The sequence below is a fragment of the Phaeobacter sp. JH20_26 genome (assembly GCF_048056275.1).
In the GTDB taxonomy this organism is placed as follows: domain Bacteria; phylum Pseudomonadota; class Alphaproteobacteria; order Rhodobacterales; family Rhodobacteraceae; genus Phaeobacter; species Phaeobacter bryozoorum.
In genome coordinates this window covers 108192-134397 of record NZ_JAYMWL010000009.1, presented here as the reverse complement: position 1 = coordinate 134397, position 26206 = coordinate 108192, and the positions used below count along the sequence as shown (strand labels likewise).

24 protein-coding genes are annotated in these 26206 nt (G+C 57.9%); 14 read left to right on the top strand and 10 right to left on the bottom strand.

From position 1 onward, the window contains the following. Positions 1-2 precede the first annotated feature (2 nt). Genes hemW through rph form a run of 3 tightly spaced genes read right to left on the bottom strand, consistent with a single transcriptional unit; the run spans position 3 to position 2474 of the window. Positions 3-1157: a radical SAM family heme chaperone HemW gene (gene hemW / locus VWY60_RS04010; protein ID WP_416539882.1), complete on the bottom strand. Its 1155-nt coding sequence runs from the start codon at positions 1155-1157 to the stop codon at positions 3-5. Further along, complete coding sequence (gene rdgB, locus VWY60_RS04005; protein WP_102855694.1) at positions 1150-1764, bottom strand: RdgB/HAM1 family non-canonical purine NTP pyrophosphatase; 615 nt, start codon at positions 1762-1764, stop codon at positions 1150-1152. The genes hemW and rdgB overlap by 8 nt, the downstream gene beginning before the upstream one ends. Beyond that, positions 1761-2474: a ribonuclease PH gene (rph, locus tag VWY60_RS04000; RefSeq protein ID WP_102855693.1), complete on the bottom strand. Its 714-nt coding sequence runs from the start codon at positions 2472-2474 to the stop codon at positions 1761-1763. Before rph ends, rdgB begins: the two co-directional genes overlap by 4 nt. A 152-nt stretch (positions 2475-2626) precedes the next feature. On the opposite strand from rph, the gene hrcA reads away from it, so the two are divergent. Further along, positions 2627-3703 (top strand): heat-inducible transcriptional repressor HrcA, encoded by a 1077-nt coding sequence (gene hrcA, locus VWY60_RS03995; protein WP_340547126.1) that lies wholly within the window; start codon positions 2627-2629, stop codon positions 3701-3703. A gap of 9 nt (positions 3704-3712) precedes the next feature. Further along, on the top strand, positions 3713-4276 hold the full coding sequence (locus VWY60_RS03990) for a nucleotide exchange factor GrpE (protein WP_340547127.1): 564 nt from the start codon (positions 3713-3715) through the stop codon (positions 4274-4276). 103 nt (positions 4277-4379) lie between these two features. Here the strand turns inward: VWY60_RS03990 and mutS are convergent, their stop codons facing one another. Further along, positions 4380-6995, bottom strand: a complete 2616-nt coding sequence (mutS, locus tag VWY60_RS03985) for a DNA mismatch repair protein MutS (RefSeq protein WP_416539922.1) — start codon at positions 6993-6995, stop codon at positions 4380-4382. Between the two features lie 162 nt (positions 6996-7157). On the opposite strand from mutS, the gene VWY60_RS03980 reads away from it, so the two are divergent. After that, on the top strand, positions 7158-9413 hold the full coding sequence (locus VWY60_RS03980; protein WP_340547128.1) for an NADP-dependent malic enzyme: 2256 nt from the start codon (positions 7158-7160) through the stop codon (positions 9411-9413). 4 nt (positions 9414-9417) lie between these two features. Continuing rightward, positions 9418-10290 carry a ribokinase gene (locus VWY60_RS03975; protein ID WP_416539881.1) on the top strand — a complete coding sequence of 291 codons (873 nt, stop codon included), beginning with the start codon at positions 9418-9420 and terminating at the stop codon, positions 10288-10290. A gap of 76 nt (positions 10291-10366) precedes the next feature. Here VWY60_RS03975 and msrA read toward each other — a convergent pair whose 3' ends face one another. Continuing rightward, complete coding sequence (gene msrA, locus VWY60_RS03970; RefSeq protein WP_416539921.1) at positions 10367-11032, bottom strand: peptide-methionine (S)-S-oxide reductase MsrA; 666 nt, start codon at positions 11030-11032, stop codon at positions 10367-10369. Between the two features lie 144 nt (positions 11033-11176). Between msrA and VWY60_RS03965 the strand changes: the two genes are divergently transcribed. Then, the gene (locus VWY60_RS03965; protein ID WP_416538455.1) at positions 11177-12085 is read left to right on the top strand and encodes a D-amino acid aminotransferase; all 909 of its coding nucleotides are present in this window, start codon (positions 11177-11179) and stop codon (positions 12083-12085) included. After that, entirely contained in the window at positions 12085-12798 is a 714-nt protein-coding gene (locus VWY60_RS03960; RefSeq protein ID WP_416538454.1) for an HAD family hydrolase, read from the top strand. Before VWY60_RS03965 ends, VWY60_RS03960 begins: the two co-directional genes overlap by 1 nt. Positions 12799-12895: 97 nt before the next feature. Here the strand turns inward: VWY60_RS03960 and VWY60_RS03955 are convergent, their stop codons facing one another. The 3 genes from VWY60_RS03955 to VWY60_RS03945 all read right to left on the bottom strand — a co-directional run bounded on the left by VWY60_RS03955 (position 12896) and on the right by VWY60_RS03945 (position 14949). Beyond that, a complete protein-coding gene (locus VWY60_RS03955) occupies positions 12896-13180 on the bottom strand; it encodes an SCP2 sterol-binding domain-containing protein (RefSeq protein WP_416534335.1) in 285 nt (94 codons plus the stop codon). Positions 13181-13267: 87 nt separating this feature from the next. Beyond that, the gene (locus VWY60_RS03950) at positions 13268-13726 is read right to left on the bottom strand and encodes a DUF1810 domain-containing protein (protein ID WP_416539880.1); all 459 of its coding nucleotides are present in this window, start codon (positions 13724-13726) and stop codon (positions 13268-13270) included. Continuing rightward, positions 13723-14949, bottom strand: a complete 1227-nt coding sequence (locus VWY60_RS03945; RefSeq protein WP_416539879.1) for an argininosuccinate synthase — start codon at positions 14947-14949, stop codon at positions 13723-13725. The genes VWY60_RS03950 and VWY60_RS03945 overlap by 4 nt, the downstream gene beginning before the upstream one ends. A gap of 134 nt (positions 14950-15083) precedes the next feature. On the opposite strand from VWY60_RS03945, the gene VWY60_RS03940 reads away from it, so the two are divergent. Further along, positions 15084-15833 carry a hypothetical protein gene (locus tag VWY60_RS03940; RefSeq protein WP_416539878.1) on the top strand — a complete coding sequence of 250 codons (750 nt, stop codon included), beginning with the start codon at positions 15084-15086 and terminating at the stop codon, positions 15831-15833. A 72-nt stretch (positions 15834-15905) separates the two neighbouring features. After that, positions 15906-17132 carry a threonine ammonia-lyase IlvA gene (gene ilvA, locus VWY60_RS03935; RefSeq protein WP_416539877.1) on the top strand — a complete coding sequence of 409 codons (1227 nt, stop codon included), beginning with the start codon at positions 15906-15908 and terminating at the stop codon, positions 17130-17132. Positions 17133-17144: 12 nt separating this feature from the next. Here ilvA and VWY60_RS03930 read toward each other — a convergent pair whose 3' ends face one another. Further along, positions 17145-17468 (bottom strand): Hpt domain-containing protein, encoded by a 324-nt coding sequence (locus VWY60_RS03930; protein ID WP_340547137.1) that lies wholly within the window; start codon positions 17466-17468, stop codon positions 17145-17147. A gap of 177 nt (positions 17469-17645) precedes the next feature. On the opposite strand from VWY60_RS03930, the gene VWY60_RS03925 reads away from it, so the two are divergent. Further along, the gene (locus VWY60_RS03925; protein WP_340547138.1) at positions 17646-18917 is read left to right on the top strand and encodes a fused response regulator/phosphatase; all 1272 of its coding nucleotides are present in this window, start codon (positions 17646-17648) and stop codon (positions 18915-18917) included. Positions 18918-18959: 42 nt separating this feature from the next. Here VWY60_RS03925 and VWY60_RS03920 read toward each other — a convergent pair whose 3' ends face one another. After that, a complete protein-coding gene (locus VWY60_RS03920; RefSeq protein ID WP_340547139.1) occupies positions 18960-19412 on the bottom strand; it encodes an NUDIX hydrolase in 453 nt (150 codons plus the stop codon). Between the two features lie 78 nt (positions 19413-19490). Between VWY60_RS03920 and VWY60_RS03915 the strand changes: the two genes are divergently transcribed. From VWY60_RS03915 to VWY60_RS03895, 5 genes are all read left to right on the top strand, one after another. Further along, positions 19491-20492, top strand: coding sequence for an Hsp33 family molecular chaperone HslO (locus VWY60_RS03915; protein ID WP_416539876.1), 1002 nt, complete (start codon positions 19491-19493; stop codon positions 20490-20492). Then, entirely contained in the window at positions 20485-21081 is a 597-nt protein-coding gene (locus tag VWY60_RS03910) for a CoA pyrophosphatase (protein WP_340547141.1), read from the top strand. Before VWY60_RS03915 ends, VWY60_RS03910 begins: the two co-directional genes overlap by 8 nt. Beyond that, a complete protein-coding gene (locus VWY60_RS03905; RefSeq protein ID WP_416539875.1) occupies positions 21078-22229 on the top strand; it encodes a CCA tRNA nucleotidyltransferase in 1152 nt (383 codons plus the stop codon). The genes VWY60_RS03910 and VWY60_RS03905 overlap by 4 nt, the downstream gene beginning before the upstream one ends. Before the next feature lie 224 nt (positions 22230-22453). Beyond that, on the top strand, positions 22454-24292 hold the full coding sequence (locus VWY60_RS03900) for an ABC transporter ATP-binding protein (protein ID WP_340547143.1): 1839 nt from the start codon (positions 22454-22456) through the stop codon (positions 24290-24292). Further along, the gene (locus VWY60_RS03895; protein WP_416539874.1) at positions 24289-26166 is read left to right on the top strand and encodes an ABC transporter ATP-binding protein; all 1878 of its coding nucleotides are present in this window, start codon (positions 24289-24291) and stop codon (positions 26164-26166) included. Before VWY60_RS03900 ends, VWY60_RS03895 begins: the two co-directional genes overlap by 4 nt. Positions 26167-26206 lie beyond the last annotated feature (40 nt).

Here is a 26206-nt window from a genome sequence, read left to right as displayed (position 1 = left end):
GATCACTCCACCAACAGTTCGCGGAGGACCGCATTCAAGACTGCACGACCGGAATCGGTTGCCCGCAGACGGTTGCCCGAAATCTCGATCATACCGATATCTGCCAAGTCGGAGATACGGTCAGCAGGAAGTGATCGGCCGGAGATTTCCTGAAAACGATCACTATCTAGCCCCTCGACAAGCCGCATGCCCATCATCATGTATTCGGCGCTAGACTCTTCTGATGTCAATTGCGTGCGGCTGGTCTCACCAGTTGTGCGTTCGGCTGCATTGAGCCAGGCACCGGGTTGAAGATAGGTTTCAGTAGCATATCGCTGACCTCCAATGGTGAGGCGTCCATGGGCGCCCGGACCAATACCAAGGTAATCACCATACCGCCAATAGATCAGATTGTGTCGGGACTCCGCACCGGGGCGTGCATGATTGGAGATTTCATAAGCGGGCAAGCCATGACTGTCGCAGATATCTTGTGTCGCTAGATACATGTCTGCTGCGTTGTCATCACTGGGAAGATCCCGCAGCTTGCCCTTGGCATAGCGATCCCCAAAGGCAGTGCCTTCCTCAATTGTCAGCTGGTAGAGAGACAGGTGATCAATGGCCATCGACAGGGCCCGATCAAGCTCCTGTCGCCAGTCGGTGAGTGTTTGGCCCTGTCGGGCATAGATCAGATCGAAACTGACTCTGTCAAAGCAGTTTCGAGCCACATCAAACGCCTTCTGCGCCTCGGCGACGTTGTGCAAACGCCCCAAGCGGCGTAGGTCATCGTCGTTAAGTGACTGAATACCCATAGAAATCCGATTGACCCCGGCATCTCGGTAGCCAGCAAAGCGACCGGCTTCGACCGAGGTCGGATTTGCTTCAAGCGATATCTCTATGTCATTGGAAAACGGCCATATTTCACGCGCCGTTTCGATGATGGAGGCGACAGTATCCGGATGCATCAGCGACGGCGTACCGCCTCCGAAGAAGATAGTGTTCAAGACACGACCAGAAAGCTCTGGAGCAGCGCGCAGCATCTCTGCGCGATAGGCGGCGGCCCATCTGGTTTGATCAATCTGCGCGGTGACATGGCTGTTGAAATCGCAGTAGGGGCATTTGGCCTGGCAGAACGGCCAGTGGATATAAAGCCCAAAACCCCCGTTGCGCCAATCATCCACCGAAACAAGCCTCGACGAATTTAGCAACGGCCTGGCCGCGGTGGCTGATCTTGTTCTTTGCCCAGCGATCCATTTCGGCGCAGGTCTGATCATGACCATCAGGTTGGAACATTGGGTCGTAGCCAAAGCCGTCCTTGCCCCGAATGGGCCAGACGAGTTGTCCGGGCATCACACCTTCAAATACCTCATCATGACCATCTGGCCAGGCCAGAACCAAAGTGCAGCGGAATTGGGCGAGCCGCGGGTGGGGGGCTTGTTTCGCTTCCAGTTCATTATGGGCGCGCGTCATTGCCATCATGAAATCGCGTCCGTCACCGGTTTCTGCCCAGTCGGCAGTATACACTCCGGGGGCGCCGTCGAGCGCATCAATGGTGATACCCGAGTCATCGGACAGGGCGGGTAGGCCGGTCGCCTTTGCGGCGGCATGGGCCTTGATCCGCGCATTTCCGACAAAGGTATCTTCTGTCTCGGCCGGCTCGGGCAGGTCCATTTCGCCGGCACCAATTACCGTGACGCCAAACGGCTGGAGGAGATGCTTCATCTCCTCCAGCTTGCCTTTGTTGTGTGTGGCGACAAGCAGGCGGTCGCCGGCAAACTTGCGTGTCATGCGCAGGCTGCCTTTTGCATCTCGGCCAGTTCAGCGGTGCCTTTGGTCGCCAAATCCATCAGGGTGTTCAATTGCTCACGGCTGAACATGGATCCTTCGGCGGACATCTGGACTTCGATCAACTGGCCCGATCCAGTCATGATGAAATTGCCATCGACGCCGGCTTCGGAATCCTCCGGGTAGTCGAGATCCAGGACAGGCTGGCCTGCATAGATACCGCAGGAAACGGCCGCGACGGGATCAACAAGCGGGTCTATCTTGACCTCACCTGTCTTCATCAGTTTGTTCACTGCAAGCCGCAATGCCACCCAACCACCGGTGATCGACGCACAGCGCGTGCCGCCGTCTGCCTGGAGGACATCGCAGTCGATGCTGATCTGCCGTTCGCCAAGCGCGACGCGGTCAACACCTGCGCGCAGGGCACGACCGATGAGGCGCTGGATTTCGACAGTGCGGCCACCCTGTTTGCCCATTGCGGCTTCACGGCGCATACGGGTGTTCGTGGCGCGGGGCAGCATCCCATATTCTGCGGTGACCCAGCCCAACCCGGTGCCTTTGATAAAGGGCGGAACGCGGTCCTCGATGGTTGCGGTACACAGCACATGGGTGTCGCCCATTTTGATAAGGCAGGACCCTTCGGCGTGTTTGGTGAAGCCTGTTTCGATGGAAACGGCGCGCATTTGGTTCAAGTCTCGTCCAGAGGGTCGCATGGGTCATCCTTTGTTTGCTTACCAATCGGGATAGCGCCCGCAGGGTTGACGATGCAAGCATGATTGACCTTTTGATGCTGCGCTCTTTAATGACAAGGGTAGGGGCGGGCGAAGCCTTGCGCAGAAACGGCAGCGACCACACATAGAGTGCGATGAACAGCAGTAGTGACATTCTGAAGGATATGAACGACCGGTCGCGGGACGTGTTCCGCGCTGTTGTGGAATCCTATCTTGAGACGGGAGATCCGGTTGGCAGCCGTACCCTGACGCGCTCCCTGAACGAGAAGGTAAGCGCCGCCACGGTGCGTAACGTGATGCAGGATCTGGAGCATCTGGGGTTGCTGAACAGTCCGCACACCAGTGCCGGGCGGGTGCCAACACAGGTCGGTTTGCGGATGTTTGTTGATGGTCTGTTGGAGGTTGGTGATCTCAATAATCAGGATCGTCAAAAAATTGATGAAACCATGGGCACGAATTCCGGGACCGGGTCCGCAGGTCTTGCAGGTATGTTGGATCGTGTCGGCTCCGCGCTGTCAGGCGTGACACGGGGAGCATCTCTAGTGCTGACGCCCAAGCACGAGGCGGAGATCCGGCACATCGAATTCGTCACCCTGGCCCATGATCGCGCTCTGGTCGTGCTGGTGTTCTCAGACGGCCACGTGGAAAATCGTCTGTTCACGCCACCGCCGGGGCAAACGCCAAGTTCGATGCGGGAGGCGGCGAATTTTCTGAACGCTTTGATCGAAGGGCGCACATTGGGCGATGTGCGCGGTGCGATACAGGAAGAGATCAAGGCCCGTCAGCAGCAGATCGACGTTCTGGCCCGTGAAATGATCGAAAGCGGTCTGGCGGCCTGGGAAGATGAGGGCAGCGATACGGCGCGACTGATTGTGCGCGGCCGGGCGAATCTGCTGTCGGAAGGGGGGGCGGCTGAGGAGCTGGACCGGATCCGAAACCTGTTTGATGACCTCGAACGGAAGCGCGATATCGAGGAGTTTCTCCAGCTGACCGAGGATGGCGAAGGTGTGCGCATTTTTATCGGTTCGGAGAACAAACTTTTTTCACTTTCGGGTTCCTCTTTGGTGGTGTCTCCCTATATGAACGCGGATCGAAAGATCATTGGTGCGGTGGGTGTCATTGGCCCGACCCGCCTGAATTACGGCCGGATCGTGCCGATTGTGGACTATACGGCGCAACTGGTCGGGAAGCTTCTTTCCGACCGGACTTAGAGGTGAAATATGGCAGAGCCCAAGAACGACGATTTTTTGGACGACATCACAGAAGCCGAAGCGGAAGAGCTCTCTGCGCAGACTGAAGAATATGATGATGCTGCACTGGAATTGGACAGCCTGCGTGCCGAACGGGATGAACTGAAAGACCGTTTCATGCGCGCGCTGGCGGATGCGGAAAACGCCCGCAAGCGCGGCGACAAGGCGCGTCGCGAAGCTGAGCAATACGGTGGGTCCAAACTGGCACGTGACATGCTGCCGGTATACGATAACATGAAACGCGCGATTGAAGCGGCGACCGATGAGCAGCGTGAAGTTTCTGCAGCGCTGATCGAAGGCGTCGAACTCACCATGCGGGCGCTGCTCGGCGTGTTTGAAAAACATGGTATGCAGGTGATCGCGCCGGAAGTGGGCGATAGATTTGACCCGCAGGTGCATGAAGCCATGTTCGAAGCTCCGGTTCCGGGAACCAAAGCCGGCGATATCATTCAGGTATCTGCCGAAGGGTTCATGTTGCACGACCGTCTTCTGCGCCCCGCGCAGGTTGGCGTGTCTTCGACACCGGCAGGTTGATACCGGCGGTCGTAGGCGGGCCTATGGCCCGTGCCTGCGGCGCGAGTATTTTTGGAAAGATGACAAGCGGCCCTTGGTGATCCAAGCTGGCCGCTTTTCGATGTCAGCTCGCGGCCTCCTTCAGGCGGTAGAGTGCCTCCAGCGCCTCTCTTGGTGAGAGATCGTCGGGGTGGATGTCACCCAGGAGCTGTTCCAATTGTGACGGGCCTGCCGGAGCTTTCGGTTGCGGAGGCGGGGCGGCTGCAAACAGCGGCAAATCGTCGATCTGAATTTTGCCGGCGCCACTGCGGCTGCCTTCCTCCAGCATGTCGAGCACATCGCGGGCCCGGGTGACAACGCTTGCCGGGAGCCCTGCGAGCTGGGCCACCTGTACCCCGTAGGAGCGATCTGCTGCGCCTTTCTTCACTTCGTGAAGGAAGATTACATCGCCTTCCCATTCCTTGACTGAAACCGTGGCATTCTCGACGCCAGGCAATTTGCCGGCGAGCTGGGTCAGCTCGTGATAATGGGTGGCAAACAGCGCCCGGGCTCGGTTGACCTCATGCAGGTGTTCCAGTGTTGCCCAGGCAATCGAGAGGCCGTCATAGGTTGCGGTGCCGCGTCCGATTTCATCGAGGATCACCAGCGCCCGGTCATCCGCCTGATTGAGGATTGCTGCGGTTTCGACCATTTCCACCATAAAGGTTGACCGGCCCCGTGCGAGATCGTCTGAGGCACCGACACGGCTGAACAATTGGCTGATCAGCCCGATATGAGCGCTGTCGGCGGGTACATAGCTGCCGATTTGCGCGAGTATGGCGATCAAGGCATTCTGGCGCAGAAAGGTTGATTTGCCGGCCATATTCGGGCCGGTCAGCAACCAGATCGCGGCACCACCGTTGGCCGTGAGTGCACAGTCATTTGCCACAAATGAAGTCCCACCCTGCTGGCGCAGGGCTTGTTCCACAACTGGGTGCCGTCCACCGGTGATGTCAAAGGCTCGGGAGTTATCAACCGATGGTCGTTGCCAGTTCTCACCTAGGGCCAGATCGGCAAGCGCTGTAACAAGATCCAGTTCCGCCAACCCGCGTGCGGCAGCATTCAATCTCGCGGCATGGTCGAGAATAGCGCCGGAAAGCCTTGTATAGAGCCGTTTCTCTATTTCCAAGGCGAGGTTGCCCGCGTTTAGGATGCGTGTTTCGATCTCACTGAGTTCGACAGTGGTGAAACGCACCTGATTGGCGGTGGTCTGACGGTGAATATATGTCTCTGACAATGGGGCAGAGAGCATTTTCTCGGCATGGGTTGCCGTGGTTTCAATGAAGTAGCCCAGCACATTATTGTGCTTGATCTTCAACGAGGTGATACCGGTGTGGTCCGAGTATTTCTTTTGCAGGGCCGCAATGACGGATCGCCCTTCGTCGCGCAGGGTGCGGGCTTCGTCCAGATCGCTGTCGTAGCCTTCGGCAATGAAACCGCCGTCGCGCGCCAAAAGTGGCGGTTCTGCGATCAGCGCTGCGTCAAGGAGGGGGAGGAGATCATCAAACCCGGTCAGGCCAGCGAGTGCCTGCTGCAACAGCTCAGGCATCTCCATCGTCGCGCAGAGATTGGAAATCGCCTCCGCCTGGATCAGCGTATTGCGTACGGCGGCGAGGTCTCGGGGGCCGCCTCGCTCAAGCGCAAGGCGGGAGAGTGCCCGGTCAAGATCAGGTGTCTTGCGCAGGGTGGCCCGCAGAGATTGGCCCAGCTGCGTTTGCTCGACGATGAAGTCTAGAGACGCCAACCGCGCTCTGATCACATCGAGATTGCGGGAGGGGCTGGACAGCCGTTGTTCGAGCAGACGCCCACCGGCGGGCGTCACCGTGCGATCAACCACTGAAAGCAACGAGCCGCTTCGCCCCCCGGTCATCGAGCGGGTGAGTTCAAGGCTGCGGCGGGTTGCGGCGTCAATCTGCACGACGCGGTCTTCGGCTTCCTGTACCGGTGGCTGGAGAAGGGGCAATTTGCCCTTCTGGGTGATATCAAGATAGTCGATCACCGCGCCCATCGCCGAAATCTCGACGCGGCTGAAGGTGCCGTATGCCTCGAGCGTAGAGACCTTGAACAGATCACAGATACGTTTTTCAGCGGCGCTGCTGTCGAAGCTGGACTTGGCCAATGGGGTCACGGGGATCTGGTGGTCGTCAGCTATGGGACGCAGATGATCCAGCGCTGGGCCATCAGCCACAATCAGTTCGGAAGGGGCCAGACGCGCCAGTTCGGGCGATAGTCGCACGGCCGCGACGGGCATCACGTGAAATGCACCCGTCGAGATATCGGCCCAGGCAAGCGCCGCCTGGTCGCGCAATTCGCAATAGGCGGTCAGAAAGTTATGACGACGCGCCTCCAGCAGGGAATCCTCGGTGATGGTGCCGGGTGTGACCAGTCGCACCACATCGCGTTTCACAACGGATTTGGACCCGCGTTTCTTAGCCTCTGCGGGGCTTTCGAGCTGTTCACCGACCGCCACGCGAAAGCCTTTGCGGATCAGCGTCAACAGGTATCCCTCCGCCGCATGGACGGGCACGCCGCACATCGGGATATCCTCGCCTTCGTGTTTACCGCGTTTGGTCAGCGCAATGTCGAGCGCTTCGGCAGCGTTTACGGCATCGTCGAAGAACATCTCGTAGAAATCACCCATGCGGTAGAACAGGAGGGCATCCGGGTACTGCGCCTTGATGTCGAGGTATTGGGCCATCATCGGCGTGACTGTGGACAAAGTTCGGCTCCGTAAAATGGGGGATTTGGTTGGCGCGACCTTACAAATCAGGCGACTGCGACGAAAGGTGAAAACGCAACTTCGTTGAGATGATGCGCGTGCTGAGCTATGACGCTTGGGACAGTGAGAGGACACCCAAAGCCAATGCCCAAAGCCAAGATTACCAACGAAGAGGCGCTTGCCTTCCATCTGGAACCGACACCCGGAAAATGGGAGATCAACGCAACGGTCCCGATGACCACGCAGCGCGATTTGTCGCTGGCTTACTCGCCCGGTGTAGCTGTGCCCTGCGAGGCGATCGCGGCGAACCCGGAGACGGCTTATGATTATACGAACAAGGGCAACCTTGTGGCCGTGATCTCCAACGGGACCGCGGTGCTGGGTTTGGGAAATCTGGGTGCGCTTGGATCCAAACCGGTAATGGAGGGCAAGTCGGTCCTGTTCAAACGATTTGCGGATGTGAATTCCATCGACATCGAGTTGGACACCGAGGATCCGGATGAGTTCATCAAGGCGGTGCGCCTGATGGGGCCGACGTTTGGCGGGATCAATCTTGAGGATATCAAGGCGCCGGAGTGTTTCATTATCGAGCAGAAGCTCAAGGAAGAGATGGATATCCCGGTCTTCCATGATGATCAGCACGGCACCGCTGTGATCTGTGCGGCCGGCCTGATCAATGCACTGCATATCTCTGGCAAGAAAATCGAGGATGTGAAGATCGTCCTCAATGGTGCCGGAGCTGCCGGCATTGCCTGTATCGAGCTCCTGAAAGCTATGGGCGCGCGGCATGAGAACTGTATCGTCTGTGATACCAAGGGCGTGATTTATCAGGGGCGCACCGAAGGTATGAACCAGTGGAAGTCAGCCCACGCCGTCAAGACGGAACTGCGCTCCCTGGAAGAGGCCATGAAGGACGCGGATGTGTTCCTTGGCGTTTCTGTCAAAGGGGCGGTGACACAGGACATGGTAAAATCCATGGCCGACAATCCGGTGATTTTTGCGATGGCAAACCCGGATCCGGAGATTACACCGGAAGAAGCCCATGAAGTGCGCGTTGATGCTATCGTCGCCACAGGCCGATCAGACTACCCCAATCAGGTGAACAACGTGCTGGGGTTCCCATATCTGTTCCGCGGCGCACTGGATATTCATGCGCGCGCCATCAACGACGAGATGAAAATTGCCTGCGCCCATGCCCTGGCAGGTCTTGCGCGTGAGGATGTGCCGGATGAGGTGGCGCTGGCCTATGGGAAATCGCTGTCCTTTGGCCGTGACTACATCATCCCGACTCCCTTTGATCCGCGTTTGATCCATCGCATTCCGCCAGCAGTTGCCAAGGCTGGTATGGACACTGGTGTCGCGCGTCGGCCGATCATAGATATGGATGCCTATGAGCACGGCCTGCGTGGTCGGATGGATCCGACTCAGTCGATCCTTCGCGGATTGAACGCGCGTGCACGCGCAGCGCAATCGCGGATGATCTTTGCCGAAGGTGACGATCCCCGCGTCTTGCGTGCGGCGGTGATGTATCAACGCTCCGGCTTTGGTAAGGCGCTGGTTGTTGGACGCCCCGATGATGTGCGTAGCAAGCTGGAAACAGCCGGGCTGGGGGATGCGGTTCGTGAGTTGGAAATCGTGAACGCGGCCAATACTCAGCATTTCGAAACCTATAAGGACTTTCTTTATGAGCGGCTGAATCGCAAGGGGTTTGACCGTAAGGATGTTCACCGGCTGGTTGGCCGTGATCGCCATGTGTTCTCGGCCCTGATGCTTGCGCATGGGCATGGTGACGGCTTGGTCACCGGGGCGACGCGGAAGTCGGCGCATGTGCTGGACCAGATCAACCATGTGTTTGATGCGGATGCGACAAATGGATCGGCCGGTGTGACCGCACTGCTGCACAAGGGTCGTATCGTTCTGATCGGTGATACATTGGTGCATGAATGGCCGGATGAGAATGATCTCGCCAATATCGCCGAACATGCGGCCGGGGTGGCCCGTCATATGGGCCTGGAGCCACGGGTTGCGTTTGTGAGCTTCTCGACCTTTGGCTATCCGGTCTCCGAACGGGCCGAGAAAATGCACATCGCGCCGGCAGTTCTGGACAAGCGTGGCGTTGATTTTGAGTACGAAGGCGAAATGACGGTCGACGTGGCGCTGAACGCCAAGGCACAGGAGGCATATCCGTTCCAGCGTCTCACTGGTCCGGCCAATATCCTGATCGTGCCTGCGCGGCACTCTGCGTCGATCTCGGTCAAGTTGATGCAGGAAATGGGGGGCGCGACAGTTGTTGGTCCAATCCTGTCCGGTGTTGATAAACCGATCCAGATCTGCTCCACCACGTCGACTGCAAACGACATTCTGAACATGGCGGTTCTGGCTGCCTGCAACATCGGGTGATTTCATGGCGATCTGGAATTTGGGCTCAATCAACGCCGACATGATCTATGCGCTGCCTCACATGCCAGCTGCAGGGGAAACTCTTGCGGCGGAGGGGCTGGAGCAGTTCCTGGGCGGAAAGGGAGCAAATATGTCTGTGGCAGCCGCGCGCGCAGGCAGTCATATCTGCCATCTTGGCGCGGTCGGACCGGAGGGGGCCTGGGCCGTCACGCGGTTGTTGGAATATGGCGTCGACACGCGCCATATTGCGCAGCTGGAGGTGCCGACCGGCCATGCAATCATCGCGGTTGATCCGTCGGGCGAGAACCAGATTATCCTGTTTCCCGGGGCCAACCGTCAGATCGGCGAAGATCAGGTCGGCTCTGCGTTGTCAGAGGCGAGTGCGGGCGACATTTTGGTGATGCAGAACGAGACCAACATGCAGGCCGAGGCTGCACGAATGGGTCGCGATCTTGGCCTGAAGGTTGCCTATGCCGCCGCGCCTTTTGATGCAGAGGCAGTCCAGGCGGTCCTGCCGTATCTCGACTATCTGTTCCTGAACGAGGTCGAAGCTGAACAGCTGCGTGAAGCGACCGGCAAGACGCCCGAAGCGCTGGGCGTGTCAGATGTTATCGTGACTCTGGGGTCCAAGGGCGCGCGCCATTATGCGTGCGAGAGTGGTGAAACCCACGATGTTGCAGCGCATTCGGTTGTTCCGGTCGACACAACGGGTGCCGGAGATACCTTCACGGGGTATGTGCTCTCGGGATTGGACCGTGGCATGCCGATGGCGCAGGCTTTGGCGCAGGCCAGTCGCGCAGCTGCATTGATGGTCACCCGCAAAGGCACCGCCGATGTGATCCCCGACCTGAAAGAGGTGCAAGACGCAAGTTTCTGACCACAGTAATCAGTCAATATGAAAAAGGCGCGGGTTCCACCGCGCCTTTTTCGTGCAGTTATCCATGGTGCCGCACCTAGTGCTGCTTGGCAAAAGGCGCTGCGGCCCCCCATAGCTGCAAGACCCTTGCATCGCGACCACAGGCCTGCCGATATCGCTTATACGCCTCCGATTGACGTTTGGGACCAAATCGCGTGAGCACCAGCCGGTTCCCTTTGTAATAATCCTGATGGTAGGCATCGGCGGGATAGAATGCCGTTGCGGGAAGGATCGGTGTGACGATGGCGTGACCGAGTTCTGCTTGCGCCTTGGCCTTGGCAGCCTCTGCGGCAGATTTCTGATCCGATCCAGAGACGAATATGGCCGTTCTGTAGCTGTCGCCGCGGTCGCAGAACTGACCACCGGCATCTGTCGGATCAACTGACCTCAGGAACATGGACAGCAACTGCTGGCGCGTAACTTTTTGGGGGTCAAACCGGATTTGAACCGCTTCGTAGTGACCGGTGCCGCCGGCGGTGACCTGTTTGTACGTAGGTGATGGCACGCTGCCGCCCGTGAAGCCGGATACTGCCGAGAGAACACCTGGAACGCTTTCAAAATCGCTTTCCACGCACCAGAAGCAGCCACCCGCCACGGTCAGGGTTTCGACGTTCTGGGCATGGGCCTGATGACCTTTCAAGGCCACGGCCAGCACCATGAACAAGGTCAGTACGATTGGTCTAAGGGATTTGGTCGAACGCATCATGGCCTCCATCGTTGCTCTACTGTGGCTCGGGGCTCTTTCGGGCTCAATCACATGACATGGTTTGTCACGGCTTGGTGACGGGAAGTTACCGCTTGGAAATGGGATCCAATGCTTCTAGCGTGCGCCTCGCAGGAGGAGCAGATGACCAAGAAAATGAGTACGCACCAAGCGGAAGAAGATCAGCGCAACGAAGAGATCCTGATCTATCTGAACGGCGAGATTGTTCCGAAAGCTGACGCCAAGGTCAGCGTCTATGACAGCGGTTTCATGCTGGGTGACGGCGTTTGGGAGGGGCTGCGCCTCTATGATGGGACCTGGGCCTTCATGGATGAGCATCTGGACCGCCTGTTCGAGGCCGCAAAGGCGATTGATCTGGATATCGGCATGTCCCCTGATCAGGTCAAACAGGTCGTGCTGGACACGCAGAAAGCCAATGGTATGACCACAGATGCCCATGCGCGGCTGATGGTGACACGCGGCGTGAAAACTCGGCCTTTTCAACATCCCTCGCTGTCGCAGCAGGGACCGACCTTCACCATCATCATGGAGCATTCGCGCCCTCACCTGCCGCGCCCGATCCGGCTGGCAACTGTGCCACATCTGCGCGGACTGCCGATGACGCAGGATCCGAAGCTGAATTCGCACTCCAAGCTCAACTGCATTTTGGCCTGTATCGCAGCCGAGAAGGCGGGCGCCGACGAAGGGCTGATGCTGGACGTGAACGGCTTTGTGAACACGACGAACGCCTGCAATTTCTTTATCGTTCGCAAAGGTGAAGTTTGGACCTCGACCGGTGACTACTGCATGAACGGGATCACCCGACAGAAAGTGATCGACCTGTGCCGCGCCAACGACATCCCTGTCTTTGAGCGCAACTATTCACTGGTGGATACCTACGGCGCGGATGAGGCTTTCCTGACCGGAACCTTTGGTGCGCAGACGCCCGTGGGCGAGATTGATGGTCGCCAGATCGGTGAGGGTGCCATGGGGCCTGTGACCGAGCGGATCCGCTCGCTCTACAAGGATCTCGTCGCGCGGGGGTGCGCCTGATGCGGATCGCGATGTGGTCAGGGCCGCGCAATCTGTCGACGGCAATGATGTATGCCTTTGGCAATCGCGGCGATTGCGCTGTGGTGGATGAACCTTTTTATGCGGCGTATCTGGCGAAAACGGGACTGGAGCACCCAATGCGCGCCGAGATCCTGGAGAGCCAGCCACAGGAGCCGGCAGCGGTCGTGGATTTATTGCTGGGGCCGGTCCCGGCTGCAAAACCGTTTTTCTATCAGAAGCACATGACGCAGCATATGATCGAGGGCATACCCCGTGACTGGATGCGTGAGGTCACAAATGTGTTTCTGATCCGCCATCCGGCGCGGGTCATTGCCTCCTACACGGAGAAACGGGAAAATCCGACGTTGGATGACATAGGGTTTCGCCAGCAGGCGGAATTGCTCGACCTGGTCCAGAGTTGGGGTCAGAGTCCGGTGGTTCTGGACAGCAACGATATTCGCAGAGATCCCGCGCAGATGCTGGAACGGCTCTGCGACAGGATCGAGATGCCGTTTTCCCCGAAGATGCTGTCATGGCCCATGGGCGGACACAAGGACGACGGCATCTGGGCGGCACATTGGTATGGATCTGTCTGGCAGTCGACGAAATTCGCAGGACCAGAAGGACCGTTGCCCGAGGTTCCGGATGAACTGCAACCGGTTCTGCAAGCGGCATTGCCCTATTACGAGCAGCTGCAAACGACAAAGATCTGACGGAAGGGAACGAGGGGGCGCTGCCCCCTCGCGCCTGCGGCGCTTCACCCCCGGAGTATTTTTTGGAAAGATGACAGGCCGCAGGGCTGCGTCGTGATCAGCCGATCAGCTTGCCCAGTTTCATTGCCACCCCCATATCACCTGAAATTTTCAGTTTGCCCATCATCACGCCGGTCATCGGGTTCAGTTTTCCGGTGAGCAGCTTCTTCAGGTTTTCGGTACTGATGCGGATGGTGCAGTCGGTGTCACGGTTTTCTGTCGTGGCATCGCCATCTGCGAGAACGATGACGCCATCGTCGCCGCAATCGAATTTCAACGAACCGTCAAAGTTTTTCCCGGTCAGCCCGGCGCGGATACCATCCGCCAGCGGTTGAAGTGCCATCGTCTCCCCCTCGGTATCTTTGCGCCAAGGGTTAGGCATCCGTCTGTCAGCAGGCAAGGGTGACCAAAGGGGAGGTTACGTCAGCTTTCAAGACAGGGTGCTACGGGTGACCGGGCAGGGGGTTCCGTCGAAAAACGTCTCTAATACTTGTGAAAACACATCTGATGCGCCAGGAACGGCAGCAAAGAGCGTCATTGATGAGCAGAGTTTCCTGGCGTCAGTTTCGCCGAGGATGGACGCGGCGCTGCGGTCTTTGTGGGTGAGCAGCAGCTCGCTCGCCTCGGTCAACCGTGCGTTCAGGACCGGATGGGCCAGATACGCGGTGGCCTCCGTCAGATCCTCGATCCCGTAGAGCTGCGCCATATGGGACTGGCCAAGGTCAGCAAGCTGGGGAAAGACGAACCACATCCAGTGGCTCGTCTTTTTACCGGCGGAGAGTTCGGCGCGGACATCGTTCCAAACGGTGTCCTGCGCCTCGACGAACATCTCCATCTCTTCGGTCAGATCGTCGTCTATATCATCTTCGATATCGACGCGGTCGCTCATTTCTTCAACCGGCGCTCGCGAGCGGCGAGGAGCTTCAGTCGCAGCGCGTTGAGCTGGATGAAGCCTGCTGCGTCCTTCTGATCATAGGCACCTGCGTCTTCCTCGAAGGTGACATGTGCTTCGGAGTAGAGCGAGTGATCTGACCAGCGGCCTACGGTGGATACGGAACCTTTGAACAGTTTAACACGTACGGTGCCGGTGACGTGTTCCTGGCTGCGGTCGATGGCGGCTTGCAGCATTTCGCGCTCGGGCGAGTACCAGAAACCATTGTAGATCAGCTCGGCATATTGCGGCATCAGCTGGTCTTTCAGGTGCATTGCGCCCCGGTCCATCGTGATGGACTCAATGCCGCGGTGGGCTTCGAGGAGGATGGTGCCGCCCGGTGTCTCATAGATGCCGCGGGATTTCATGCCAACAAACCGGCCTTCGACCAGATCGAGACGACCGATGCCGTGCTTGCCGCCGTATTCGTTCAGTTTGGTGAGAATGGTCGCGGGTGACATTGCCTCGCCGTTGATGCTGACGGCGTCACCTTTTTCAAAGCCGATCTCGATGAATTCAGCTTCATTCGGAGCATCCTCCGGGTGGACGGTGCGCTGATAGACATAGTCAGGCGCTGCAACGGCGGGGTCTTCCAGCACCTTGCCTTCGGAGGAGGTGTGCAGAAGGTTCGCATCCACGGAGAAGGGGGCTTCGCCACGTTTGTCCTTGGCCACAGGGATCTGGTGCGCCTCTGCGAATTCTAGCAGACGGGTGCGCGAGGTCAGATCCCATTCGCGCCAGGGGGCGATCACCTTGATATCGGGGTTCAGCGCATAGGCCGCCAGTTCGAACCGGACCTGATCGTTGCCCTTGCCGGTGGCGCCATGAGCAACCGCATCGGCGCCGGTTGCCTCGGCGATCTCGACCAGACGCTTCGAGATCAGCGGACGCGCGATGGAGGTGCCCAGCAGGTAGAGGCCTTCATAGACGGCATTGGCGCGGAACATCGGGAAGACGAAGTCCCGCACGAATTCTTCCCGTACGTCTTCGATGTAGATGTTCTCTGGTTTGATGCCCAGCAGCTCTGCCTTCTGGCGGGCAGGTTCCAGTTCCTCACCCTGGCCGAGATCGGCGGTGAAGGTCACAACCTCACAACCGTATTCGGTCTGCAGCCATTTCAGAATGATTGACGTATCAAGGCCGCCGGAGTAGGCGAGGACAACTTTCTTGGGCGCGGACATGGGATTTCCTCTTGATCAGAACGCCAGCGGCCTATCCGGTTTTTGACAGAAGAGCAAGGTTTTCCCCATATCGGAACCGGAGTGTCCGCATAGTGGTCGCGTGCGACGATTGAGCAGTATTGGAGTCTGAATAAATGATTGGCTGGAAGCTATTTCTACACTCGGTAAGCATGGTGCAGCGGAACGTCCCGCAGCTGATGCGGATCTTTCTTGTTCCCGGATTGATCGTGTCGGCGATCGCCTATTTGGCCATCGGTGGCTTGCTAGGCGATATTGGGCTTCAGGCGCGCGGGTTTGACGGCAACATGTTCTTTTCAGTTCTCTGGCGCATCGTTGGACTATGGCTTGTGATTGGCTTGATTGGCACGTGGACCGTGGTGGCCTGGCATCGCTACATTCTGCTGGAAGAGCATCCTCGCGGCTGGCTTCCAGCTTTGCATAAGGCGGAGATGGGCAGCTATATCTTGGGTCTGATCAAGCTGTTTTTTATCGCTATACTGCTCTACGGTATCCTTGTATCTATCGGGTCTGCATTGGTTCAGAGTATCGGGATGCTTGGCCTATACCTGTTATTGGCCGCTGGCGCGCTGATTGCGATATTCATGTTCAGGTTTGCATTGGTCCTGCCGGCGGCGGCGCTTGGTAAGCCTATTGGTGTGAGCGAGTCATTGGCACTGACCACCGGTGCATTTGGTACGTTGTTTGTCCTTGGCCTCTGTCTTTTTGGTCTGCAGCTCGTGGCTGAACTGATCCTGTTCCTTGTGGCCGATGCTGTACTGATCGCGATGGTTCTTGAGATAGCGTTCTCTGTCGTGCTTGCGATCTTGAATATCAGTGCTCTCACGACGCTTTACGGCTACTACGTCGAGAAACGTGCGATCTGATCTGCGGTATTCTTCAGTATGCTTTGATCCTGCCCCCTTGTCATGGGGGCGGGGTTGGGTCACTCAAGTGACATGAGTGATTTTCATACCCAGGCCCGGGCCGCCGAACAGGCCATGCGCGCGATTTTCCCTGCCACTCCGCTGCAGCGCAGCACGCTGCTGTCGGAACGGTTCGATGCGGATATCTACCTGAAACGAGAAGATCTGAGCCCAGTGCGGTCCTACAAGATCCGCGGTGCGTTTAACGCAATGCGTAAGCAGCTGGACCAGTCGCTGTTTGTCTGTGCGTCAGCTGGAAATCATGCGCAGGGCGTTGCCTTTATGTGCCGCGAGCTGGACAAGCGCGGGGTGATCTTTATGCCGGTGACCACCCCTCAGCAGAAGATCCAGAAGACCCGCATGTTTGGCGGTGACAACGTCGAAATCCATCTGGTTGGCGACTATTTTGACGACACACTGTCGGCAGCTCAGACTTGGTGTGCAACGGAAGGCGGGCATTTTCTGTCACCATTTGATGATGATGATGTCATCGAAGGCCAGAGCTCCATCGCGGTCGAAATCGAGGCTCAGCTGGGCGCCGTTCCCGATCATGTGATCCTGCCGGTGGGCGGTGGTGGCATGTCGTCCGGCGTGGCCCGCTGGTTCGGCGACAAGGTGCATTGTCTTTTTGCAGAACCCTCTGGCGGCGCATGTCTGAGGGCGGCGCTAACTGCTGGACACCCCGTAGCACTGGACCATGTCGACACATTCGTCGATGGCGCCGCAGTTGGCCGCATCGGTGAGCGGCCGTTCGAGGTGCTGAAACATGTGCCCCTGCCGGACGTCCTGTCGATTGCCGAAGATCGGATCTGCACGACCATCCTTGAGATGTTGAACGTCGAAGGTGTGGTTCTGGAACCGGCTGGCGCGCTGGCGATCGAGGCCTTGCGCGATGTACGCTCCTGGATCCGTGGCAAGACGGTGGTCTGTCTCACGTCGGGCGGCAACTTTGACTTCGAGCGGTTGCCAGAAGTGAAGGAACGAGCGCAGCGCTATATGGGATTGAAAAAGTATTTCCTTTTGCGCTTGCCGCAGCGACCCGGGGCACTGAAGGAGTTCCTGGGTATTCTGGGGCCAGAGGATGATATCGCCCGGTTCGAATATATGAAGAAATCAGCGCGCAACTTCGGTTCGGTTTTGATTGGTATAGAAACCAAGCGACCTGAGAATTTCGCTGATCTCTACGTCCGGTTGGATGCTGCCGGCTTTGCCTATACCGACATCACCAGCGATGAAACCCTGGCGCAATTCGTGATCTGAGCAGGTGCTGGCTCAGAGCTTGCTACTCATGTCGCGCAGGAACTCTTCTTTTGACGCCTCATAGCTGGCGATGATCGTGGCTGTGTCCACATCCTTTGCCTCGCCCTGTGCCGAACGGCGCTCGCCTTCCTGACAGAGGCGGGAGAATTGAGAGAAGCCCAAATTGAGGGCGCTGCCTTTCAGGAAGTGCAAGTCCTGTTCCAAGGTGGTCAGATCCGGGGATCTCAGCTTTTCGATGACGCCTTCGACCTCTTCGAGGAAGATCTCGACAACTTCAGAGAAGTCCTCAGCGCCGACTTCCTCGTGCAGCTCCTTCGCGCGTGACCAATCAATCATCTTTGCAATCCTTGTTTTGATATCGCATTTTACGATTGCTTTACTTATAAACTCGTAAATCACCGTTTAACGCGAGGCTAGATCCATATTTCGCAAACTTCACTTCCTGTTAAGCGAAGAGCGCGATAGTGACTTGCGTTTAAGGTATCTTGCGCCGTTTTTTGTGGGGTTCACTCGGTGTTGCCAGACAGTTCGATCGAAATAAACCAAGAGGTTACGACCAATTCGATCCGCCGTGTCCTGGTGGTCGATGACAGCCGTCTGCAGCGACGAATCCTGGTGGCATCACTGAAGAAATGGGGATTCGACGTCGTCGAAGCTGAAAGCGGCGAGGTCGCGATGGAGATCTGCGAGAGCGATCCGCCAGATCTGATCCTCAGCGACTGGATGATGCCGGGAATGAATGGGCTGGAGTTCTGCCGGGCGTTCCGGGCCAAATCGCAGGATAACTACAGCTATTTCATCCTGCTGACCTCCAAGAGTGAAAAGAACGAGGTGGCGCAGGGGCTGGATGCCGGCGCGGATGATTTTCTGACCAAACCTGTCAGTTCGGACGAGCTGCGCGCCAGAATCTCTGCGGGTGAGCGTATCCTGCGGATGCAGCGAGAACTCTCAGAGAAGAACCGGATCGTCTCGGATACGCTGGATGAATTGCAGCGGGTCTATGATGCTATCGACAAGGATCTGATTCAGGCGCGCAAAATTCAGGAATCGCTGGTTCCAGAACTGTCGCGAAAATTCGGGTCATCCACTGTCAGCCTGCTCTTGAAACCCTGCGGTCATATCGGTGGTGATCTGGTTGGCATGTTTTCACCCGGGGTGAATCGGATTGGCTTTTACTCGGTCGATGTCTCCGGTCATGGCATTACGTCCGCAATGATGACGGCGCGACTTGGCGGCTATTTGTCGTCGACCTATTTCGATCAGAACGTCGGCATGGAGAAGCGATTCAACCGCTTTTACGCCCTTCGCCAACCTGAAGAAGTTGCAAGCCTGCTGAATGCCCGGCTGATCGCCGACACCGGGATCGAAGAGTATTTTACTATGGCCTATTGCATCGTCGATCTGCGCAGCGGTGTGTTGAAGATGGTGCAGGCCGGCCATCCGCACCCATTGCTGATCCGCAAGGATGGCAGCACAGAGTTCATCGGGAAGGGCGGCGTTCCTGTGGGGCTGGTGCCAGATATCACCTATTCCCAAGAAGATGTGGTGATGGAGAAGGGCGACAGGCTGCTGCTGTATTCGGACGGTTTTACTGAGGCGCGCTTGGAGAATGGCGAGATGCTTGAGGCCGAGGGATTGGTGGATCTGATCGGCAAGTGCAACTCGGATCAGACCGGCCAGGAATTCCTCGACGATCTCTACTGGAACCTGACACAGGTGATGTCGTCGCAATACGGTTTGGAGGATGATGTATCCGCCACCCTATTCGAATATGAAGGCCCGTAAGCTGAGCCTTCACCGGGTCGCTCGCCAATCTTCGGCCGATTTCTAGCTTTGTCCCATCCATCGCGCGATATATCCGGCAAAGTGGCGATCACCGGCATTACCGAGCATCTCTTGCGCGACATCCGCTCGCATCCAGAGCGCTTCATGCAGTGGTTCGCTCGGGTCTGAGATCTGCCGGGCCGGGCGCGCAATATAGATATGGCAGAGTTTCTCAGCCCATAGATCATACTCCGGCATATAGGCAAATCGGCGGAATGCCCCCAGCTTGCGGGGGGAGGAAATGGTCCAGCCGGTCTCCTCCATCACCTCCCGGTGCAATGCAGGAATAGGTGATTCGCCCGGATCTATGCCTCCTCCGGGCAGCTGAATATCCGGGCCTGGATCCTGCTGACAGGTCACCAGAAGCTTGCCATTTCGCGGCAAGAGAGCGTAGACGCCGGGCCTGCGCCGGTATCTTTTCGATTTATCCGGCGTATCGCCAAAACGTCTGATCACGGCGCTGACCTCTTCACTCTGATGGTGTAAACCCTATATAGGCCCGATATGCCAATCCACGGCGCGTAAGGAAACCCCATGACACTTGTATCGAAAATCGCGTGGGACGATACCGTCCTGCCCTTCCAGCTTGACGTATCGGACATGCGCGGCCGCGTTGCGCGGCTGGACGGTGTGTTGGATGGTATTCTGAAGCAGCATAATTACCCACCTGTCGTCGAGGCGCTGGTGGCCGAGATGGCATTGCTGACGGCTTTGATTGGTCAGACAGTCAAATTGCAATGGAAACTGTCCTTGCAGGTGCAGTCCAAAGGTGCGGTGAGGATGATCGCGACCGACTACTATGCCCCCCAGGCAGAAGGCGAGTCGGCCCGTATCCGCGCCTATGCCAGCTATGATGAAACACGGCTGACGGATGGCGCCCCCTTTGATCAGGTGGGTGAAGGGTATTTTGCGATTCTTGTCGATCAGGGTGAAGGGATGAAACCCTATCAGGGGATCACCCCTCTGGCGGGCGGGTCGCTGGCCGCCTGTGCCGAAGCCTATTTCGCCCAGTCCGAGCAGCTGCCAACACGGTTCTCGCTTAGCTTTGGCCGTTCCGCCGAACCGGGCGTACCCGAGCACTGGCGGGCCGGAGGGATTATGCTACAGCAGATGCCAAAGGCGTCTCCGTTTGTTGCTGACGGTGCCGGCTCTGGCGATACGCTGGTGGCTGAAGATCTGGTGAACGGCGAAGAGGGCGAGAACTGGAACCGTGTGATGCACCTGCTTGCGACCGTCGAAGACATGGAGCTGATCGGCCCATCGGTAACGCCGACAGATCTACTCTTGCGATTGTTTCACGAGGAACAACCGCGGGTTTTCGATGCCCAACAAGTCAAATTCGGATGTACCTGTTCCACCGAGCGGGTACGCGCAAGCCTGTCGATCTACTCCGCCAAGGACATCGCAACGATGACCACTGACGAAGGCCGCGTGACAGCCGATTGCCAGTTCTGTGGCGCCCATTATGATCTTGATCCGGCGACGTTGGGGTTTGAGGCCGATAAAACGGATGAGGCAGAGGGCGATAGTGCCTGATCTGCGAGAAAAGCTGACCGCTGCGCTGGGCGCTGAGGGGGGAGGGTCATCCGATTTTGATCTGAACCCCGACGTCGTTCTACCTGTTGATCGTAAATTGCGACCGGCAGGCGTTCTGGTGGCGATCAGCATCGCTGAGGGCGTGCCGCAGGTCATCCTGACAAAACGCTCATCGGCGTTGAAACATCATCCCGGCCAGATCGCTTTTGCCGGTGGGAAGCAGGACGCAGGTGATGCAAGCGTGACCGATGCCGCCCTGCGTGAAGCATGGGAAGAGATCGGGCTGCCGCGTGATCTTCCGCAAATTGTCGGTCAGCTACCTGCGCATGAAACTGTGACCGGGTTCATGGTGACGCCGGTGGTGGCCCTGATTGATCAGACCTTTGATATCAAGGCCGAAGCTGGCGAGGTTGCCGAGGTTTTCAGTGTCCCACTCTCACATCTCTGCGATCCGTCTCGCTATCAGATCCAGTCGCGTCGCTGGCGTGGGGTGCGGCGGAACTACTTCGCTGTTCCATACGGTCCCTATTACATCTGGGGCGCAACCGCGCGGATGTTGCGCGGCCTCGCCGACCGGATGCAGTCATGAGATATCTGACCGCGCCCTGGCTCGATGATCCGGCTGTCCAGCGCGTCTGCGAGGTGCTGACCGAGGGCGGTGCGGAGGTCTATTTCGTCGGCGGATGTGTGCGAAATGCGCTATTGGGCGCGCCGGTTTCAGATCTCGACCTGTCCACTAACGCGCTGCCGCAACAGGTTATCGAACTGGCCGACAAGGCCGGCATCAAAGCCATACCAACAGGTATCGATCACGGCACTGTAACACTGGTGCATCGCGGTACGCCCTATGAGATCACCACCTTTCGTCGTGACGTTGCTACCGACGGTCGTCGCGCTGTCGTCGCATTTGCGGATCGTATCGAGGAGGATGCGGCGCGACGCGACTTTACCATGAATGCGCTTTACGCTCGCCCGGATGGGGAACTGGTTGATCCCCTGAACGGTCTTCCGGATCTGCGCGCGGGGATTGTTCGGTTCATCGGCATTGCCGAACACCGCATCCGCGAGGACTATCTGCGCTCGCTTCGGTATTTCAGATTCCACGCCTGGTACGGAGATTTGGATGCTGGGTTTGATCCGGACGCCCTGTCGGCGATCGCGAGCAACCTGAATGGCATCGCAACCCTATCGCGTGAGCGTGTCGGGAGTGAGATCCTGAAGCTTCTTGCAGCCCCCGATCCGGCGCCGGCGATTGCGATTATGCGGCAAATCGGATTGCTCGCATTGATTCTGCCGGGCAGCGATGATCGCGCCCTGGCACCGTTGATCCATCTGGAAGAGGGGTCCGCCCCCGATCCCATTCGCCGTCTTGCAGCGCTCGGCGGTAGCGCTCCGGGCGAGGTTCTGAGGTTGAGCAAATCTCAGGCCGCCGAGATACGCTTGCTTCGCAAAGAAGTTGAAGGAACCCAAAGTCCGGCTGCCCTTGCCTATTATCATGGGGCGGCCATCGCCCGCAGCGTGATCCTGTTGCGATCTGCCCTGCTTGAGATGCCGATTTCGCCTGATTTAGAGACTGAAATCAATCTTGGCGCGTCCGCCGTATTCCCCGTGTCGGCGCAGGATCTGATGCCTGAACTCCAGGGGCCTGCTCTTGGCGCGGAGCTCAACTCCTTGCGTGATAAATGGATCAGATCCGGGTTTGCCCTGACGCGGAAAGAGCTGCTGGGACTGGCCTGAAGCGCACGTGCTGATTGTCGTGCGTCGCCCACCGCGTCAAAAGGGGTGACAGAGTGGAATTTTTTTCCTACCCATATGGGACCATCTTATGACGGGAGGAATACGCATGTATCACGGGATCTGGCGCAATTAACGCCTGACCTGTCCGACGTCTGTCGGAGGGGCCACGGCGATGGCCTTTGTTCGCATGACTATTCCATATGCTCAATTATTGGAGCACCCGCATGTTTCGTTTCTTCGAAAACCTTATCGACCCCTATTGTGATTACCCGGAAACCGACACTCCGCCACGGCGACTGTGGCCGTTCCTGAAAGATTATTCGCAGCCCTTCAAAAAGGTCTTTGCGGCCACCGCGTTTATGTCGGTCATCGTCGCAGCCGTTGAAATCGGTCTGATCCATTACATGGGACGGGTTGTGGACCTGTTGTCCGGTGAACCGGCCGATGTCTGGCAGGCTCACGGGACAGAGTTGATCCTGCTGGCTGTATTTATCCTGACCATTCGGCCGCTGCTGCAGCTACTGGATGTGCTGTTGCTAAATAACGCTATCCTTCCAAACTTCGGGACTTTGATCCGCTGGCGTTCACATAAGCATGTATTGCGGCAATCGGTTGGCTGGTTTGAGAATGATTTTGCCGGGCGGATCGCAAACCGGATAATGCAGACACCGCCTGCCGCTGGTGAGGTGGTGTTTCAGGTCTTTGATGCGATCACATTCGCATTGGCCTATCTGGCTGGCGCGGCTCTGTTGCTGTGGTTGGCGGACATGCGGCTGATGATGCCACTGTTGGTGTGGTTTGCGCTTTATGCGATGCTGATCCGCTGGACAGTGCGCCGGGTCGGGCCAGCCAGCCAAGCCGCCTCCGACGCCCGATCCACGGTGACCGGTCGGGTTGTTGACAGCTATTCCAACATTCATTCGGTCAAGATGTTCGCCCATCACGATACCGAACTGACCTATGCCAAAGAGGCGATTGAGCGTACGCGCAAGACGTTCCAGGCGGAGATGCGGCTCTATACAATCATGGATGCCGCATTGGTGACGCTGAATGGCCTGCTGATCGTTGGGGTGGTCGGTTGGGCGATCCTGCTGTGGATGCAGGGGCAGGCTTCGGTCGGGGTTGTCGCCTCTGCTACGGCGCTGACCCTGCGTCTCAATGCTATGACCGGGTGGATCATGTGGGCGCTGACCACGTTTTTCCGGCAGCTTGGTGTCGTGGCCGAGGGGATGGAAACCATTGCCCAGCCGATTGATCTGGTGGATGCAGCTGATGCCAAGCCGCTTGATTTACGCGATGGGGAGATGGAGCTCCGGCAGCTGTCCCATCATTACGGGCGCGGCTCTGGCGGTCTGGATCAGGTCAGTCTGACCATTCGTCCGGGAGAGAAAATCGGCCTGATCGGGCGGTCTGGTGCCGGGAAATCGACCTTGGTGAAACTGCTGTTGCGGTTCTACGATCCCGAGGGCGGGCAGATCCTGATCGACGGGCAAGATATCCGTACCGTCACACAGGACAGTCTGCGCGCCCAGATTGGGATGGTGCAGCAGGACAGTGCCCTATTGCACCGATCGGTGCGAGACAACCTGCTCTATGGTCGGCCTGACGCCAGCGAGGCCGAGATGATCGAGGCCGCAAAGCAAGCGCGGGCGCATGAGTTCATCCTTGACCTAGAGGATCCCGAAGGCCGCAGGGGCTACGACGCGCATGTCGGTGAACGGGGCGTGAAGCTCTCAGGCGGGCAACGTCAGCGAGTGACACTGGCTCGGGTAATCCTGAAGGATGCACCTATCTTGATCCTGGATGAGGCGACATCGGCGCTGGACTCAGAGGTTGAGGCCGAAATCCAGCAAACGCTATACGGGATGATGCAAGGCAAGACGGTGATAGCGATTGCCCACCGTCTGTCCACCATCGCCCAGATGGACCGTATTCTGGTTCTGGATGACGGTCGTATTGTCGAGGAGGGCACCCATGACGTGCTTTTGCGGTCAGAGGGCCTATATGCCCAGTTCTGGGCGCGGCAATCCGGCGGCTTCCTGAACATTGAGGCAGCAGAATGAAACTGGGCAATCTGATCGACGCATTTCAACCGGCCGACGGCGCCCCACCAGATCAGTTGGGGCGCTTTTTGCGATGGTGTCTGTCCGGCGCCTGGCCAATGCTCACGGTGGCTGCGGTCTTTTCGGCGCTCGCCGGGGGAATGGAGGCGGTCACGGCTTATATTCTGGGTCTGGTGATAGATACGGCGATAGCCAGCGGGCCGGACCGGTTCTTCTCGGCAGGTAATCTGGTGATACTTGCCGGTGCGTTGGGTTTCTTCCTGTTGTTGCGGCCGATCCTTTTTGGCCTCTCTGCGGCGTCCAACGCAATTATTGTGCAGCCGAACGTCAATCCGCTGGTGCTGTCCCGTCTCAATCGTTGGACAATGGGGCAATCGGTGCGTTTCTTCGATGATGATTTTGCAGGTCGCATCGCACAGAAGCAGATGCAGACTGCCAATGCGGTGACGTCGGTCGCGGTTGAGGTGATCAATGTCGTCGCCTTCGCGCTGGCATCACTGCTTGGCGCGCTGGCATTGCTAGGGGCGATTGACTGGCGGATCACTGGATTGTTCGTGGTTTGGCTGGTCGGGTATTTTGCCACAATCCGTTGGTTTCTGCCGCGCATCAGAAAGCGGTCTGCGGCCCGGGCTGGCGCGCGGGCTATGGTTACCGGGCAGGTGGTCGATACGATCACCAACATCAAAACGGTGAAGTTGTTCGCCCATGCCGATTTTGAAGAACGGACGGCACAGGATTCGATGGCCGATTTCCGTAACAAGGCGCTTCATTTCGGCTACCTGTCGGCGACCTTCCGGTTCTGTCTGATGACTCTGGCAGGAGTGCTGCCTGTCCTGCTGATTGGTGCTACGCTTGTGTTGTGGCGGGACGGGATGGCGACCGAAGGTGATATCGTTGCGGCGGGCGCGGTGTCGGTGAGGATCGCGCAGATGACGGGCTGGGTCAGCTTTACGCTGATGGCGATCTACTCCAACATTGGCGAAATCGAAAACGGCATGAAGACGCTAACGCGTCCTGACCGGGTTGAGGATCAAGACACCGCCAAGACGCTGCGGACCAAAGGTGGACGCATTGAATTCCGAAATGTCGGCTTTGCCTATGGGCGCGATGTCGGCGGTATTCAGGGTGTTTCCCTGACAATTGAACCGGGTGAAAAACTGGGGATTGTCGGGGCTTCCGGCGCGGGGAAATCCACGCTCGTGTCGCTTCTGTTGCGGCTCTACGACGGGGAAAGAGGCCAAATCCTGATCGATGGGACAGACGTTTCAGAGGTGACGCAGAACTCGCTGCGCAGCCAGATCGGCATGGTCACGCAGGAAACCGCAATGTTCAATCGCTCGGCGCGCGACAATATCCTTTACGGTCGGCCGGACGCCAGCGAACTGGAGCTTATTGCCGCCGCTAAAAAGGCGGAGGCTCATGAATTCATTCTTGACCTGGAGGATGCACAGGGCCGCAGCGGCTATGATGCCCATCTCGGCGAACGGGGTGTGAAACTGTCGGGCGGCCAACGTCAGCGGATCGCGCTGGCCCGAGCCATCCTGAAGGATGCACCCATTCTGGTACTGGATGAGGCGACCTCGGCGCTCGACTCCGAGGTGGAGGCGGCGATTCAGTCGGCGCTGGAGCGGGTCATGCAGGGCAAGACGGTTCTGGCCATCGCACACCGCCTGTCGACGCTGAGTGAAATGGATCGGATCATCGTCATGGATCAAGGTCGGATTGCGGAGGTGGGCACCAATGATGCACTGCTGAAGCAAGGCGGTCTTTACGCGAAGTTCTGGTCGCGGCAATCCGGCGGCTTCATTCGGACCGAAGGCGATGATGATGAGGTCGATCCGATCACTCGACGATCGTGGGATGCGGCGGAATAGGAAGTACTGAGCGCCCGCACAAAGGTCGTTCACACGCAGA